Annotated in this window: 13 protein-coding genes and 2 pseudogenes; 14 read left to right on the top strand and 1 reads right to left on the bottom strand. The window is 37.9% G+C overall.

Annotated elements, in window-relative coordinates:
• The first annotated feature begins 158 nt into the window (after positions 1-158).
• From hpaI to NST63_RS19390, 10 genes and pseudogenes are all read left to right on the top strand, one after another.
• The gene (hpaI, locus tag NST63_RS19435; protein WP_212945894.1) at positions 159-1085 is read left to right on the top strand and encodes a 2,4-dihydroxyhept-2-ene-1,7-dioic acid aldolase; all 927 of its coding nucleotides are present in this window, start codon (positions 159-161) and stop codon (positions 1083-1085) included.
• Positions 1086-1112: 27 nt separating this feature from the next.
• Entirely contained in the window at positions 1113-2585 is a 1473-nt protein-coding gene (hpaE, locus tag NST63_RS19430) for a 5-carboxymethyl-2-hydroxymuconate semialdehyde dehydrogenase (protein ID WP_212945895.1), read from the top strand.
• 14 nt (positions 2586-2599) lie between these two features.
• The gene (gene hpaB / locus NST63_RS19425; RefSeq protein WP_341043454.1) at positions 2600-4075 is read left to right on the top strand and encodes a 4-hydroxyphenylacetate 3-monooxygenase, oxygenase component; all 1476 of its coding nucleotides are present in this window, start codon (positions 2600-2602) and stop codon (positions 4073-4075) included.
• Positions 4076-4091: 16 nt separating this feature from the next.
• Entirely contained in the window at positions 4092-5075 is a 984-nt protein-coding gene (gene hpaD, locus NST63_RS19420) for a 3,4-dihydroxyphenylacetate 2,3-dioxygenase (RefSeq protein ID WP_071976726.1), read from the top strand.
• Between the two features lie 11 nt (positions 5076-5086).
• Positions 5087-5857, top strand: coding sequence for a fumarylacetoacetate hydrolase family protein (locus NST63_RS19415; protein ID WP_341043453.1), 771 nt, complete (start codon positions 5087-5089; stop codon positions 5855-5857).
• Entirely contained in the window at positions 5854-6603 is a 750-nt protein-coding gene (locus tag NST63_RS19410; RefSeq protein WP_341043452.1) for a fumarylacetoacetate hydrolase family protein, read from the top strand. The genes NST63_RS19415 and NST63_RS19410 overlap by 4 nt, the downstream gene beginning before the upstream one ends.
• A gap of 11 nt (positions 6604-6614) precedes the next feature.
• The gene (locus tag NST63_RS19405; RefSeq protein WP_058003399.1) at positions 6615-7001 is read left to right on the top strand and encodes a 5-carboxymethyl-2-hydroxymuconate Delta-isomerase; all 387 of its coding nucleotides are present in this window, start codon (positions 6615-6617) and stop codon (positions 6999-7001) included.
• Between the two features lie 21 nt (positions 7002-7022).
• Positions 7023-7481: a flavin reductase family protein gene (locus NST63_RS19400; RefSeq protein WP_058003400.1), complete on the top strand. Its 459-nt coding sequence runs from the start codon at positions 7023-7025 to the stop codon at positions 7479-7481.
• A gap of 172 nt (positions 7482-7653) precedes the next feature.
• Positions 7654-9786 (top strand): YhgE/Pip domain-containing protein, encoded by a 2133-nt coding sequence (locus tag NST63_RS19395; protein ID WP_341043451.1) that lies wholly within the window; start codon positions 7654-7656, stop codon positions 9784-9786.
• 301 nt (positions 9787-10087) lie between these two features.
• Positions 10088-11464: pseudogene (locus NST63_RS19390) on the top strand (peptide MFS transporter); the annotation flags it as partial.
• 325 nt (positions 11465-11789) lie between these two features.
• On the opposite strand, the pseudogene NST63_RS19385 reads toward NST63_RS19390, so the two are convergent.
• A pseudogene (locus NST63_RS19385) lies at positions 11790-12372 on the bottom strand (kinase).
• Positions 12373-12899: 527 nt separating this feature from the next.
• On the opposite strand from NST63_RS19385, the gene NST63_RS19380 reads away from it, so the two are divergent.
• From NST63_RS19380 to paaC, 4 genes are all read left to right on the top strand, one after another.
• Positions 12900-14213, top strand: a complete 1314-nt coding sequence (locus NST63_RS19380) for a phenylacetate--CoA ligase family protein (RefSeq protein WP_212945903.1) — start codon at positions 12900-12902, stop codon at positions 14211-14213.
• Between the two features lie 80 nt (positions 14214-14293).
• Entirely contained in the window at positions 14294-15238 is a 945-nt protein-coding gene (gene paaA, locus NST63_RS19375; RefSeq protein WP_341043450.1) for a 1,2-phenylacetyl-CoA epoxidase subunit PaaA, read from the top strand.
• 12 nt (positions 15239-15250) lie between these two features.
• Positions 15251-15616, top strand: a complete 366-nt coding sequence (gene paaB / locus NST63_RS19370) for a 1,2-phenylacetyl-CoA epoxidase subunit PaaB (protein ID WP_058003404.1) — start codon at positions 15251-15253, stop codon at positions 15614-15616.
• Positions 15558-16406: a 1,2-phenylacetyl-CoA epoxidase subunit PaaC gene (gene paaC, locus NST63_RS19365; protein ID WP_436580609.1), complete on the top strand. Its 849-nt coding sequence runs from the start codon at positions 15558-15560 to the stop codon at positions 16404-16406. Before paaB ends, paaC begins: the two co-directional genes overlap by 59 nt.
• Positions 16407-16413: the final 7 nt, after the last annotated feature.

The following is a 16413-nucleotide window of genomic DNA, read 5'->3' as shown; positions in this document are numbered from 1 at the left end:
TGTTGCTGTTTAAGTAAGAAAATCGCTACACGATTCATTTCACTGTGAAAGGAATGGCGATCTCCACATGTACTGCTGAATCCTTAATTGGTATAAAAGCAACAATCGATCTGAAAACAGCCTTTAAAAAAACATGAAATGATAAGGAGTGTGTATAAATGACAATGCTTGATGATGCAAAACAAAAACTTAGAGGATCCATAGCGCCGATCGTTACCCCTTTTCATCATGATTATACAATTGATTTTTCTTCCTTTGAAAATCTTATAGATTGGCATATTGCTAGTGGCACACATGCTATTTCAGTTACAGGAACAACAGGTGAACCAAGTTCATTGACCATTGAAGAGCGGGTTCGTGTAATGGAAACGGCTAAAAAGAAAATAAATGGCAGAGTTCCCTTTGCACCAGGTACAGGCTCAACCAATCATCAAGAAACCCTATATTTAACGAAAACAGCACAGGAAATGGGTGCGGATGCAGCCCTTGTGATTGTCCCCTACTATAATAAGCCATCACAACATGCCCTATATAAGCATTTTAAAGCAGTGGCAGACTCAGTAGATATACCGATCATTGTGTATAACATCCCCGGAAGAACAGCAACGAATCTCCATGTCGATACACTTGCCAGACTTAGTGAAGATTGTCCGAATATCATCGGTGTAAAAGAATCGAATAAAGACTTTGAACATGTCAATCGTGTGTTATTGAAATGCGGTCGGGATTTTCTCCTTTACTCCGGTATTGAATTACTTTGTTATCCGATGCTGGCAATTGGCGGAGCAGGTCATATTAGTGCAACAGCCAATGTGGTTCCGAAAAAAATAGCAGATTTGTACAACACATGGAAGGCTGGTGAAATAGATAAAGCTTTAGATCTTCATTTTGATTTAATGGAACTAAATGATGTTCTTTTTAAGGATACGAACCCAGCCCCACTTAAAGCAGCACTTGGAATGATGGGGAAAATCGAACCGGTATTACGGATGCCGATGGATTTGCCAACTCAGGAGCTACAAAATGAAATTCGTAAAATTTTAAAACAGCATGTAGCGTTATCTGATGAGATAACTACAAATTAAGTGCCTAAGGAAGGTGTGAATGTTTCCATGAAAGATATTCAATTATATATAAATGGCGAATTTGTAAATGCGACATCGGGAAAAACCTTTGAAAATATCAATCCTTTTACAAATGAAATCATTAACCATGTGGCAGAAGGAGATGTTGCAGATGTTGAAAAAGCAGTTGCAGCGGCGAACCGTGCATTTCATGGGGAATGGGGTCAGTTAAAGGTTAGTGAGCGTCTGAAATATATCCATAAAATTGCCGACCTTATTGATCAACATATAGAAGAGATTGCTCCTTTAGAATCCTTGGATACAGGACTTCCAATCAGCCAAACAAAAAATATGGTAGCACGAGCTGCACAGAACTTTCGTTTTTATGCGGAAATGGTATCGAACCGTTTAGTTGGTGAGGCGTACCAGGTAGATGGAGAATTTATTAATTATACCATTCATAAGCCGGTTGGTGTTGCCGGTCTAATTACACCATGGAATGCACCGTTCATGCTTGAAACATGGAAAATTGCACCGGCATTAGCAACGGGAAATACGGTTGTATTAAAGCCTGGTGAATGGTCACCAATAACAGCCAATCGTTTGGCCGAAATCATTGATAAGGCAGAGCTTCCGAAAGGGGTATTCAATGTTGTTCATGGTTTTGGAGAAACTGCGGGTGCCGGACTTGTTGCCCATCCTGATGTGAAGCTGATTTCATTTACCGGGGAAACAACCACTGGCTCAGAAATTATCAAAAACGGTGCAGATACATTGAAGCGTGTATCCGCAGAACTAGGTGGGAAATCACCGATTATTGTTTTTGATGATGCCGATTTCGAACGGGCACTAGATGCGGCAACATGGGGGATCTTTTCCTTCAATGGTGAGAGATGTACAGCAAATTCAAGATTATTTATTCAGGAATCAATCTATGAAAAATTTGTTGATGCATTAAAAGAAAGAATTCCAAATATAGTGGTCGGCGATCCATTGGATCCGCAAACCGAAGTAGGGCCGCTTATTCATGTCGAGCATTTTAATAATGTAAAGAAATATTTACAAATCGCAAAAGAAGAAGGAGCAGAGCTGTACAGTGGTGAGGTTCCTTCGGAGTTTGAAAAAGGTAATTTCGTCCCTCCAACATTGCTTCTCAATGTTAAAAATCAGATGAAGGTTGCCCAAGAGGAAATTTTCGGGCCTGTGATGGCGGTGATGAAATTTAAGGATGAAGAAGAAGTCATCAAGCTTGCCAATGATACAAAATACGGTTTGGCAGGTTATGTTTGGACGAATGATTTAAAGCGAGGACACCGTGTGGCTCAAGCCGTTGATGCAGGTATGCTCTGGATTAACTCACAAAATGTACGTGATCTGAGGATTCCATTTGGCGGAAGTAAATATAGTGGAATGGGACGCGAAGGTGGACATTATGCCTTTGACTTTTATACAGAAACACAGGTTATACATGTCGCTTTAAGTGACCATCATATTCCACAATTCGGAAAAAAGAAATCATAAAGGAGGAATGATATATGCCAGCAAAAACAGGAAAGCAATATATCGAACGTTTACAAAAAGCAAATAACAATGTTTATATACATGGAGAAAGGGTGAAGGATGTAACGGCGCACCCAGCCTTTAAAAATGTCATCCAATCGATGGCGAAGCTATATGATCTTCAATATGAAAAGGCCGATAAAATGCTTTATACCTCTCCTAGCAGTGGGGAACAAGTAGGAATGACCTTCCTGCAACCAAAAAGTATTGATGATTTAATCGCTAGACGTGAAGCAATAACAGAGTGGGCAAAGGTATCAGGAGGAATGATGGGACGTTCCCCAGACTATTTAAATGCTGAAGTGATGGCAATGGGAGCAGCCTATGATTTCTTTTCCGAAGGGGATCCAAACCTTGTAGAAAATGCGAAAAATTATTATGAATATGCTAGAGAAAATGATATTAGCTTAACACATACATTAATCCACCCACAAGTAAATCGTGCCAAGGCACAGCACGAGCAAAAGGATGCCAATGTGGCACTACATCTAGTAGAGAAAAATAAAGATGGAATTATTGTGGATGGAATCCGACTTCTTGCGACACAAGGTGGAATCACCGATGAGATTCTCGTTTTCCCTTCTACAGTAAAAAAAGCAGGAGAGTTAGATGATCCTTATTCGCTTGCCTTTGCCATTCCAAATAATACTCCTGGTCTAAAATTTATTAGCCGAGAGTCATTTGATTACGGTAAAAATCAATGGGATCATCCGCTTTCCTCACGTTTTGAAGAAGGGGATGCGATCGTTTCCTTCGAAAATGTGTTTGTTCCATGGGATCGTGTATTCGTGTGTGGAAATTCTTCAATATGTAATCGGACGTTTAGGGAAACGAATGCAGTTGTCCATATGGCTCATCAAGTAGTAGCAAAGAACATTGTGAAAACGGAGTTCTTGTTAGGCCTAGCACTTTCAGTCATGGATGCAATTGGGATTGATCAATTTCAGCATGTACAGGATAAAGGAACAGAAATCATGCTTACCCTCGAAACGATGCGCAGTCATCTTTATCGTGCAGAACACAATGCAAAGCTTGATAAATGGGGAATCATGACGCCGGATTATGCTGCCTTAGATGCAGCACGGAATTGGTATCCACGAGTATATCCTCGTCTCGTAGAGATTTTACGAATATTGGGGGCTTCCGGTTTGATGGGGATTCCGACACAAGCAGATTTTCAAAATGAAGATATTGGTCAGTTAATCCATCGAGGACTACAAGGAAAAAATTTAGAAGGATATGAACGTGTACAACTGTTCCGCTTAGCATGGGATATGACAATGAGTGCATTTGGTAACAGACAAATGCATTATGAATACTACTTCTTTGGTGATCCGATTCGGATGGGAATGACGTATTTTGAAGGGTACGAAAAAGAGTCCTATAAAGAAATTATTAAGGAATTTTTAGGGCAAGTCGATTCTGGGAAATCTAGCTTTTTAAGTGTGTGAAGAGGGGGTATATGGGGTGGATTTTAATATTATTCGTGCGGCAAGAGCCATACTGAATGTCACAAATCTAGAAGAATCAAGGCGCTTTTATGTAAATGCCCTTGGCTTTGTTGAAACGGAAAGTGACGACGAGACAATTTATTTACGTGGACTCGAAGAACATATCCATCATAGTCTAGTACTGAAAAAGAGTGATGAACCAAGTGTAGAGGTCATTAGTTATAAAGTATATTCGGAAGCAGATCTTGATTCATTAGACCGTTTTTTCAATGAAAAAGGGTTCCCAACAAAATGGGTGGAAGCGGGAACACAAAAGGCTTTGGGAAGAGCATTGCGAGTTCAGGATATTTCTGGTCTTCCGATTGAGTTTTTCGCAACAATGGACACGGTGGACCGTTATCTTCAACGCTATGATTTATATAGAGGGGCTAAGGTTCAACGAATCGACCATTTTAATTGTGCAGTAAGAGATGTAGAGAAAGCATACAATTTTTATATAGATGAACTAGGATTTTCTTGTTCAGAGTATACAACCGCAGACGATGAAAAAATATGGGCTGCATGGCTACACCGGAAGCCAACTGTCCATGATGTGGCCTTTATGAACGGAGTGGGCCCACGTTTACATCATATTGGTTTTTGGTTAAGTGATCCAATGAGTGTGATTCATACGTGTGATGTTCTTGCATCACTTGGGTATGGAGCAAATATTGAAAGAGGACCAGGTAGACACGGTTTATCGAATGCGTTTTTCCTTTATTTACGTGATCCTGATGGTCATCGCATTGAATTATACAATGGGGATTATTTAACAAGTGACCCTGATTTTAAACCAGTGAAATGGGATCTGGATGACCCGATGCGCCAAACCTTCTGGGGACACGCAGCGCCTGATTGCTGGTTTAATGAAGCATCAAATGTTCTTGATGTGCATACAGGAAAGCTTGTCACAACAAGTGATCCACTATTAGAGAAGAAAAAACCGACAATTATCATCTAGGTGGTGGGAATTTGAAAAACATAAAATATAAGCTTCTAGGTAGGCAGCAGCTCCAGGAATTCAATCTAGAGAATCAGGATCCATTGCAAAAGGACAATACTCCACCATTCGATGTTCCAGTAACTGGAATGATTTATGGAGCACTGCTTAATTATAAGGGAGAAGTTGAAGCGATTAGTGATACATTGCATCAGGAGCCATATAAGGCTCCACCAAAAGCACCGATTTTATATATTAAACCTGAAAACACAAAGATTGCTCATAAAATGCCTATTCCCCTTCCTGCAAATGTTGCGGAATTACAAGTAGGTGCAGCACTCGGGATTGTGATTGGCCGAACGGCTTCAAAAGTGAGCATTGAAGAAGCTTTTGATTATATTGATGGTTACACCATTGTAAATGATATTAGTATTCCACATGAGAGTGTCTATCGTCCGGCAATTAGTCAAAAGGCAAGAGATGGATTTTGTCCGGTTGGTCCTTATATTGTTGAAAAGCATTCATCGATTCAACCAGATCGTCTTAAGATTCAAGTGTTTATTAATAATGAACTTTGCCAGGAAAATACAACCGCTAATTTGATTCGTCCTGTTGCACAGTTACTATCAGAAATGACGAGTTTTATGACACTTGACCCAGGTGATGTCGTATTAGTAGGTGTTCCGGAACATCCGCCATTGGTGAAGGCTGGTGACCACATCAGCATTGAAATTGAGCAAATTGGCGTATTGGAAAATCAAGTAGTAAGGGAAGAAGAGTTAAGATTGGGGGTGAGCCCTTGAAAACAGCTAGAGTTGCCTATAAGGGTAGGGTCTATGAGGCTGTAGAAAAGGATGGGAAATTACATTTAAACGATCATCGTCTTATTTCTATGGATGAAGTAGTGTGGTTACCCCCTGTTATCCCTCGAACCATTTTTGCGTTAGGGCTTAATTATGCCGATCATGCCCAAGAACTAGATTTTAACGCACCGAGCGAACCGTTAGTATTTTTAAAAGGACCCAATACATTGATTGGACATCAAGGTCAAACAAAACGACCTAAAGATGTAGACTTTATGCACTATGAATGTGAGTTAGTTGTTGTGATTGGAAAGGTTGCTCGGAATGTAACAAGTGAAGAGGCGTATCAATATGTAAAGGGCTATACCATTGCAAATGATTATGCCATCCGTGATTACTTAGAAAATTACTATCGTCCAAATTTACGCGTAAAAAATCGTGATACGTGCACACCAATCGGTCCATGGTTAGTAGATGCAGAGGATATTAAAGATCCTATGAATCTTACTTTACGTACCTATGTAAATGGTGAATTGACTCAAGAAGGTTCAACGAGTCAAATGATCTTTAGTATTCCATTTTTAATCGAGTATTTGAGTAGCTTTATGACGCTAAGCCCTGGAGATATGATTCTAACTGGAACCCCAAAGGGAGCAGTCAACACAAAGATTGGTGATGAAGTCATTACAGAAATTGAAGGAATTGGGCGTCTACTAAGCACAATTGTGGAGGACGATGGATATTAGGAGGAATGTGTGTGCCGCATATTATTGTAGAATATACGGATAACATAAGAGAAGAAGCTAGAATAGCAGAGCTTTTACACAAAATGAATCAGGTATTAATCTCTAGAGGCGATGTTTTTCCGATTGGAGGGATCCGCTCAAGAGCTATTGAATTACATGATTATGTTGTAGCGGACGGTAAGCATGATGATGCATTTGTACACACATGCTTAAAGATAGGGGCAGGTAGATCAGTTGAGGATAAGAAATCAACCTGTGATGAGCTCTTTGATGTAATGACATCCCATTTTTCTGCAATTTATGAAAAGAGATATCTTGCGTTGTCATTAGAGCTTATTGAATTCAGTGAAGCAGGAACATATAAGCTAAATAATATTCATACAAGGTATAAAAAGTAAGCATAAGAAGGAGGGAAAGAGATGGATGATCGACTATTTCGCAATGCAATGGGGAAATTTGCAACAGGTGTAACGGTCATTACAACAGCAGTCAATGGTGATGTCCACGGAATGACTGCCAATGCATTTATGTCTGTTTCACTGAATCCGAAGCTTATTCTCATATCCATTGGAAATCGGGCAAATATGAAGAATTTAATTGATCAATCAAAGAAATTTGCCGTAAATATATTAGCCAAAGAACAAAAAGATGCTTCGCAATATTTTGCGGGGCAGCTAAATGACCGAAGAGAAATCGAATTTCGCTGGAATAATGATATACCCATTCTTCCTAACTCAATCACAAATATCGTTTGTGACCTATACGCGTCTTACCCAGCAGGTGACCACACACTCTATATCGGAGAAGTCAAGGACATCGTCATGAACGAAGGCAAACCACTCACATTCTATGAAGGCACTTACGCTTCAATCAGTTAAGGGGTCTAGTTAAGGGGTCTGACCCCACTTTGTCATTTCTAGAACGAATAAAGCTTATTCGTACTGGATTTTGCATTGTGGGGTCTGACCCCCCTTTTTGCTTTACAAGAAAGTATAAGAACAGGTCCTTGGTTAATTATAAGTAGGAGAATGTGAATTGAGGATGGTTTGAATGCGAAATATATTTCAACTTTACATAACAGATTTGAAGCGGATTGTAACCAATTGGGCGGCGTTGATTATTATTCTTGCGCTTATTGCCTTACCTTCTTTATATGCATGGTTTAATATTCAAGCCTCCTGGGACCCGTATGGAAATACGAAAGGAATTCCTGTGGCGATAACGAATGAGGATGTTGGTACGAAATTACAGGGTCAAAAGGTAAATGTAGGAGATTTAATCGTTCAATCCTTGAAAAAAAATAAAAAATTAGGCTGGACCTTTGTTGATAAGAAGAAAGCCTTAGATATGGTCAAACACGGTGATGCCTATGCGAGTATTCTTATTCCAAAAGATTTCTCGAAAAAAATGACCTCTATTCTGGAAGAAAACCCTGAAAAACCGGTTATTACTTATACTGTAAATGAAAAAATAAATGCAATTGCTCCCAAAATAACATCTACAGGTGCGACAGGTATCGTTCAGCAAATAAGTGAAGAATTCATTAAGACGGTCAGTAAAACGATATTTTCCATATTTAATGAATTGGGCATTGAGCTTGAAAAAGATCTTCCAGATATTAAAAACATGAAAAATCTTATATTTCGCTTAGAGAATGATATTCCGAGAATTAATCAAATCGTTAATACGGCACTAAATGATATAAATACAGCTGGAGAGCTAGAATCGAAGGTGCGAAACAACCTGCCAATCATTAAAAATGTCGCGAATAAAGGGGTACAATTGACCAATGAATTGAGCGATTTTATCAATAAAAATAAGGAAGCGGTTCAGAACATTATTCCGATCATAAAAGGGAATATTGATCAACTGAGGGAACTTGCAGACACAAAATCTCAAATCCAATCGATTTTGCAAAATTACCAAAACAATCCTGACGAAGCCAATGCTGCTTTATCAGAAATAAATACTAGATTAAATCGAGGGGTCGTTGTCATTGATTACACCACTGGGCTTTTAGAAAAATTGAACGCTCAGTCTGATCAAAAACGCCTATCCATATTTATCAATCAATTAACAAAATTAAAAAGCGAACTCCAATCTGAAATCGCCTTAAATAATCAAATCATTACTTCAAAAACAGTGGCTGATAATGTAAAAAAACGTCTAGATGACGTATCTAATCTAGCTTCTTCTAAAATTGCAGATATACATGCAAATTTCGAGAGTCAATATGTTCCTGCCATTCGAAGGACAATGGACGATGGAATGGTTGTATTAGAAGGTACAAAAAAAGTGTTGACCGATGCACAGAATAGTATGCCTGATGTTGAACGAATACTGCAGGACGCATCGAAAGGAATTTCAACAGGAAAGCAAACGATTGTGAAGCTGAAGAAAGATCTTCCAGCAGTTGAAAAGAAAATAAGGGAGATTGCCCATCGAATTCGAGAATTTGATAAAAAGGCAGATATCAATGAGATTATTCGTTTCTTAAAACATAATGTCAATAAGGAAAGTGAGTTTTTAAAGAATCCGATTTTACTGAAAGAGCATAAGCTTTTCCCTATCCCTAACTATGGATCAGGCATGACTCCTTTTTTTACTACCCTTTCATTATGGGTAGGAGCAATGCTCTTGATTTCGTTATTAACGGTGGAGGTCGAGAATGATCAATTAAAAAGCTATCAAGTATATTTTGGACGCTTATTTACATTTTTAACGATTGCTATTCTTCAGTCCTTGATTGCAACTTTAGGGGATATGTATTTACTTCATACCTATGTAGCGGACAAGCCTTGGTTTGTACTTTTTGGCGTTGTCAATAGCATTATATTTATGGTAATGGTGTATACCTTTGTTTCAGTTTTTGGAAATGTTGGGAAGGCTCTTGGGATTGTACTTCTTGTTTTACAGATTTCGGGTTCTGGAGGAACCTTTCCGATACAAGTTGCACCAAGGTTTTTTCAACTGATTAATCCTTATCTACCCTTTACCTATTCCATTAGTTTGATGAGGGAGGCAACTGGGGGGATCTTGTGGGATATCGTTCAGAAGGATGTAATCATCCTGTCGATCTTTTTAATTGTTTCTGTTTTTATCGGTGTTACGTTGAAAAAATTCATTAATCAAGCAAGTGAAAAAATGATAAAAAAGGTAAAAGAAAGTGGTTTAATCCATTAAGTGCGTATATGAAATAAATAAAATCCGCATATTTACAAATATGCAAATAGGATGTTATATTCATCTCAGTGAAATAAATTTTTTGACATAGTAATTTATGGTTGCTATCGGAAAGAATAACCAATGCATAAATTGGATGAAACCCAGTGTTTTAAGCTTATTTTAGTTTTTGTTCCAATAAATAAGCAATTATGAAATTTTCCAATTTTGTTTTTTCTAAATATTTTATTGACGATTTAATTGTTTTTTAATTATGATAATTATACTGAAATAATATTTAACCTGCTAGGGGGAAAAACAAATGGATGCAGCGGTGAACAAACAACTTGAATCCAAGCAATCAAAAAAGCACCCACCTGGATTATACTTGTTATTCATGACAGAGATGTGGGAACGTTTTAGTTATTATGGAATGAGAGCAATTCTTGTTTTATATTTAACCAAATCACTTGTTAATGGTGGTTTAGGAATGAATGAAAGTACAGCCCTTGCATTATATGGATTTTTTACAGGTGCTGTTTATTTTACACCATTAATTGGTGGATGGTTATCTGATAGATTTTTAGGGCAAAGACGTGCTGTTACTATCGGTGGAATCATCATGGCAATCGGAAATATTGTTCTTTTTGCCCATCAAAGCTATGGAGCAGTATACACAGGATTAATTTTATTAATCGTCGGTAATGGATTTTTTAAACCGAATATTTCAACCATTGTCGGTGAGCTGTATGATCCAAAAGATAAACGTCGTGATGCGGCATTTACAATTTTCTATATGGGGATTAATGTAGGAGCATTCTTCTCTCCATTAATCATCGGATTTATTACTGATAAGTGGTTCGCGGTACATGCGAATGGCGTCATTGAATATGGCTATAAATATGGATTCCTTGCTTCAGCTATCGGAATGATTATTGGTCAAATTTTATTTAATTCTTTAGGAAATCGTTTCTTAGGCGATATCGGTAAAAAGCCTGTTGGTAAACCACAAGTTTCTTCAGTCGGAGCAGTTGAAAAACAAAAATTAACGAAAACTGAAAAAAGTAGAATGAAGGTTATCTTTATTTTAGCTGCATTTGTTGTCTTCTTCTGGGCAGGGTTTGAACAAGCTGGTGGAGCATTAAGTATTTATACAGATAAATTTGTGGATCGTACACTATTTGGTTGGGAAATACCAACATCATGGTTCCAATCGGTTAACCCGTTATTTATTGTTTTATTAGCACCACTTGTATCGCTTCTTTGGGTAAAATTATCGAATCGTAAGCGTGGGGATCTTCCAGTTCCTACAAAAATGGCGTTCGGTATGATGCTATTAGGAATTGGGTATATCATTTTAATATTTGCTATTATGCAAACCGGAAGTAATGAGCATCATATTACGACTAAGGCGAATATCTTATTCATTGTATTTACTTATCTTTTCCATACCATTGGTGAATTGTTCTTATCACCTGTAGGGTTATCTTTTGTAAGTAAGTATGCACCAATTAAATTTGCCTCTTTACTAATGGCAGTTTGGATGGCAAGTTCATTCGTTGCAAACATTATTGCAGGTCAATTAGGTTCATTTACAAGTAAGTTGGGCTATCTTGAAGTGTTTTCTGTCATTGGAATTGTCGTAATTATTTTAGGACTTATTCTTCTTTCAGTTTCCAGAAAACTTGTGAAAATGTTAGCTGACGACCAAACAATAGAAAAGACCAATCAAGAAAATGAAGAAGATATCGCAGATGGAGTATTAAGACCAAACTAAATAAAAAGAGTGCGGTTGAGAGATATAATCCATCCATTTACAACCGAATTAGTGTAAAATCAATTCGCAATAGAAAAAAGCAATGGAATTCGTTCCATTGCTTTTTTCAATATTAGTGATAGGTTCGTAAAAGCTTTACCTGCTATTTAATTTGGCATTCTCTATAAGAACCGCTAGAATCCTTTATTGGGAGTAAAAGCCTGTCGTTGGGCTTTTACAAAAGCAACAAACAATACGAAAACAGCGTTTAATTTTGAATAACTAAGTCAGCTTGAGCCAATGGAGTTTCAACCTCTAGATAATAATCTTCGGCTTTCCAGTATCTATTTTGAAATTTTTCAATATTGCTTTTGGTGGCTTCACTTTCACGATTGAATCTCATATCTCTCGGACTATCTAAATAAACGATCATATCGTAAAAATTTCTCCAATCTTTTCTTTGTAAAAATACTCCTTCGATAATGATTACACAAGTTTCAGGTATCTCAGTTATCTCCAATCTTTGAGTATCGGAGCCATCGTCATAAGTAAGTAATTGCAATTCATTCGATTTCTTTAGTTTTTGAAATAGATTTTCTTTTAACCACTTAACATCCCATTGTAAATAATAATACTCATACCATTCTTGGTAATCAGTGTTGTACCGCCTATTTTTCTCGACAATGTAATCGTCTATATGAAAAAGGCAAACTGAAATATTTTTTTCTTGAAGATGCTGTACAACTTTTTTTTGTCAGTGTCGTTTTCCCGGAACGGCTTAGACCGTCTACTCCAAGAACGATTCTTTGACCTTGTTCAAGTTTAGGAATTTTATTAACTATATGTAGTATTTTATGCTCCAACTATTTCACACTCCCACTATATACATATCATATTTTTGGGTTTGAAAATAGCTCTTCATCTATTACCTACAATCAAAAAAGAAGCCTAAACGTATTCTAAATTGGTTATAAATGCCCCATAGCACACGTTTTCACCCCTATTTCGGAGTATGACTGTTAGCTGACTGACTATCGTTCATTTCAATGTGAATGATACTACCAATATATCTGTTAAATTAGAATAAATCCTTATATATCGACAAATAAAAAACAATCGGTTCATTTGCGAATTGGATCGTTAATTCCCTTGCTATTTAAATATTTTCTACAATTGAAACGAACTCGTTACGAATCTGCACTCTTTTTTTTACACACTCATTTCAGACTATAGAGAAATTTCAGAAAACCAATTGACTTTGTAAAATTGATTCGTTATTCTGAATATATATGACGAAATTATGTATCTACGCTAATATTACGTCATATAATGAAATGGAATAATCTATATCATTTATTTGTGTTAAAGGGGGTTCCTTATGATTGAATCTGCAGATCGATCAATGATCCAGCATCAGCAGCTTCTTGATTTAAAAAACACGATTAAGAAAGTATACCATCAAGTGCCCTTCTACCAAGAAAAGTTTCTTGAACATCATATAGCACCCCACGATATTCAAACATTAGAAGACATTCGAAAACTTCCGTTTACAACGAAGAAAGACCTCCGTGATCAATACCCATTTGGACTATTTGCAGTTAAACAAGACGAATTAATAAGACTTCATGCTTCAAGTGGTACGAGTGGGAAACCTACAGTCGTTGGTTATACCAAACAAGATATTGCTGATTGGTCCTCTATAGTAGCTAGGGCGATTGAAACCGCAGGGGGAAGGCCAGGGGATATTCTTCAAAATGCCTATGGATACGGCTTGTTTACTGGAGGTTTAGGTTTGCATTATGGTGGAGAGGAATTAGGAGTTGTGGTGATCCCGATATCAGGTGGGAATACAGAAAGACAAATTAATCTCATCGAGGACCTTAAACCGACCATTATTTGTTCGACCCCATCCTATGCCTTAAATATTGGGGAGAAAATGCGTGAACTAGGATTGAACCCACGTAAATCCTCTTTAAAAATAGGAATATTTGGAGCGGAGCCATGGTCTGAAGAAATGCGAAGCAAGCTTGAAGAATTATTCGATATTAGAGCTTGTGATATCTATGGTTTAAGCGAAGTCGTTGGTCCTGGTGTTGCGATAGAATGCTATGAGGCACAAAATGGACTACATATTGCAGAGGATCACTTTTTTGTCGAAGTGATTAATCCAGAAACACTTGAGCCAGTGCCTGAAGGGGAAGAGGGGGAATTAGTTTTTACTAGCTTAAAAAAGGAAGCGCTTCCAATTATCCGCTATCGTTCGGGAGATATCGCATCGATTACAACGGAAAAATGCATTTGCGGTCGTACATCGGCACGAATGTCACGCATTAAGGGGAGAATTGACGATATGCTAATACTCCGAGGAGTAAATGTCTTTCCGTCAGAAATTGAACATCATTTAATTCAAATAAAAGAAATCGTACCACATTATCAAATATATCTTCATAGAATATCCTCATTAGATGAAGCACATCTTCACGTAGAAATTAAAGAAGAGATTTACAAAGAAGTTTCCCAGAATCTCGAACATCCAATGATTAAAACACTTCAAGCAGAAATTTATAGAAAACTAAAATCCAATTGTTTAGTATCCATGAAAATCATTATTCATCCCCCTAAACATATTCCAAGATCTGAGGGGAAAGCGATTCGAATTGTAGACCAACGCTTACAAAAGCAAAATAGTTAGTTGAATTCAAACGAATGTACGATTTATGGTGGGTAAAAAAGAGCGTCTAATTAGATTTATCTTCAAGAAAGGAGATCATTATGAGTTTTGTTGATCTAAAACAAATGACAGATGAAGAAAAGCATGAGCAATTCATGGAAAGAATTAATCGCGGTGAGAAAATCGAAGCGGATGATTGGATGCCGGATGATTATCGAATGGTCTTAATTAAATTAATCTCCATGCATGGAATTAGTGAAATTATGGGAGCGTTGCCTGAAAAGGAATGGGTGCCTAAAGCCCCTTCATTAAGGAAGAAGCTTGGCATCATGGCGAAGGTACAGGACGAGATGGGGCATGGGCAATTGCTGCTTCGGGTCGTCGAGGATCTACTGGAGCCACTAGGGAAAAATCGCGCAGATATTATGGAAGACCTCTTCACCGGACGATTAAAGTTTCACAATGTATTTCATATGGAGGCACCAACATGGGCGGATGCTGGAATGATAGCCTGGCTTGTTGACGGTGCAGCAATTATGACACAGACAAATATGCTGCAAGCATCCTACGGTCCATACGCTAGAGCGTTGCATAGAATCTGTGCCGAGGAAGTCTTCCATGCTCAACACGGTGAGTCTATTATTATGGCATTAGCCGAAGGAACAGAGCTGCAAAGAAAAATGCTCCAGGAATCGTTAAATCGCTGGTGGGATTCACTACTCATGTTTTTTGGGCCAGCAACAGCACAAACTACCGGCTCATCGAAACAGGATTTAACCATTAAATATAAAATTCGTTCGAAAACAAATGAACAACTGCGCCAAGACTTTTTTTCAAAATATGTGCCGCGGGTACTTGCACTAGGTTTAAAACTTCCAGATGAGACAATGTACTACGACAAAGAAAAAGAAGAGTGGGTGTATCAGCAGCCTGACTGGAATGAATTTAAAAAGATCATTTCCAATAATGGTCCAAAATCAGCAGAACGATTGCAGCTTCGGAAAATTGCCTATGAGAATAATGCATGGGTTCGTGAAGCATTGTAAGGGGTGGTAAAAATGACAGAATCAAAGGATTTTTATGAAGTATATGAAGTGTTTAGCAGGAGAACATTTAAATCGGATATGCAGCATCAATTTAGTTTGCTTGCTCCCAATCAGGAAATGGCATTTGTTATGGCACAAGAAAATTTTATGAGAAGGGAGCCAGCAGTGGATATTTGGGTAGTAAAGCGGTCCGATATTCGTAAATTAATGCCGGAAGAACGAGCATCCCTTTCGAGAATAGATAATAAGGACTATCGTTTAACGAAAGGATATGGCTATCTAAAAAAGAAATGGCGTCAGTATGAACAACAGGTATTAGATGAGAAAGAAATTATGTCTTGGGGAGGAGTGCAACGTGGGTCAACTGAACGTAAATGAAAATCAAGAATACAAACAGTTAGTAATCGAGCTTTTATATCAACTTGCTGATGATGATTTTATCCTTGCGTTTCGTGGTTCGGAATGGCTTGGTTTAGCTCCTCATATTGAAGAAGATATCGCCTATGCATCGATTAATCAAGATACGATGGGGCATGCAGTGATGTACTATGAACTATTAGAAGCCCTTGGTGAAGGACCAGCTGATCTTCTTGCACATGGTCGGAAAGCAGAGCATCGAAAAAACGCAATTTTATTAGAAATGGCGAATGGTACAGGAACCTATTTAGAAAATCCTAAATACGATTGGGCTTTTGCCGTTGTTCGTCATTATTTCTATGATATTTATAAAAAATTAAAACTTGAATCTTTAAAGCAATCAAGCTATGAACCTTTAGCACAAGCAGCGACGAAAATGAAAATGGAGCAATACTATCATATCATGCATTGGAAGGTTTGGTTTAACCAGCTTTGTTTAAGTGGTGGGGAAGCAAAAACAAGAATGCATGCAGCTATACAGCAGGTTTGGAATGAATTTGCTGGAGTGCTGACCTATGGAAAACACAGTCTCCAAATGTCCCAATATGGGCTCATTGAAGAAGAGAGTCTTTTCAAGAAACGCTGGGAGGAAGAAATGCGAAGGGTTTTTAAAGAAGTAGCCATTTCCTATCCTGGAGATCCGAAAATGCAAAAAGGGAATGGAAGGGAAGGAGTGCATACGGACGATTTAATTCAAGCTCTTGCAACATTAAGTGAAGTGTATCACCTTGATCCACAAGCAACTTGGTAGGAGAGTG

Source organism: Heyndrickxia sp. FSL W8-0496 (assembly GCF_038007825.1).
GTDB classification, from domain to species: Bacteria; Bacillota; Bacilli; order Bacillales; family Bacillaceae_C; genus Heyndrickxia; species Heyndrickxia oleronia.
The sequence above is the reverse complement of the archived record's forward strand: the minus strand, read 5'-3'. Positions and strand labels throughout refer to the sequence as shown.

Excerpts from the sequence above, each read along its gene's own strand:
- hpaI (WP_212945894.1), top strand. The coding sequence starts at position 159 with ATGACAATGCTTGATGATGCAAAACAAAAACTTAGAGGATCCATAGCG.
- hpaE (WP_212945895.1), top strand. The coding sequence starts at position 1,113 with ATGAAAGATATTCAATTATATATAAATGGCGAATTTGTAAATGCGACA.
- hpaB (WP_341043454.1), top strand. The coding sequence starts at position 2,600 with ATGCCAGCAAAAACAGGAAAGCAATATATCGAACGTTTACAAAAAGCA.
- NST63_RS19400 (WP_058003400.1), top strand. The coding sequence starts at position 7,023 with ATGGATGATCGACTATTTCGCAATGCAATGGGGAAATTTGCAACAGGT.
- NST63_RS19395 (WP_341043451.1), top strand. The coding sequence starts at position 7,654 with ATGCGAAATATATTTCAACTTTACATAACAGATTTGAAGCGGATTGTA.
- NST63_RS19380 (WP_212945903.1), top strand. The coding sequence starts at position 12,900 with ATGATTGAATCTGCAGATCGATCAATGATCCAGCATCAGCAGCTTCTT.
- paaA (WP_341043450.1), top strand. The coding sequence starts at position 14,294 with ATGAGTTTTGTTGATCTAAAACAAATGACAGATGAAGAAAAGCATGAG.
- paaB (WP_058003404.1), top strand. The coding sequence starts at position 15,251 with ATGACAGAATCAAAGGATTTTTATGAAGTATATGAAGTGTTTAGCAGG.
- paaC (WP_436580609.1), top strand. The coding sequence starts at position 15,558 with ATGAGAAAGAAATTATGTCTTGGGGAGGAGTGCAACGTGGGTCAACTG.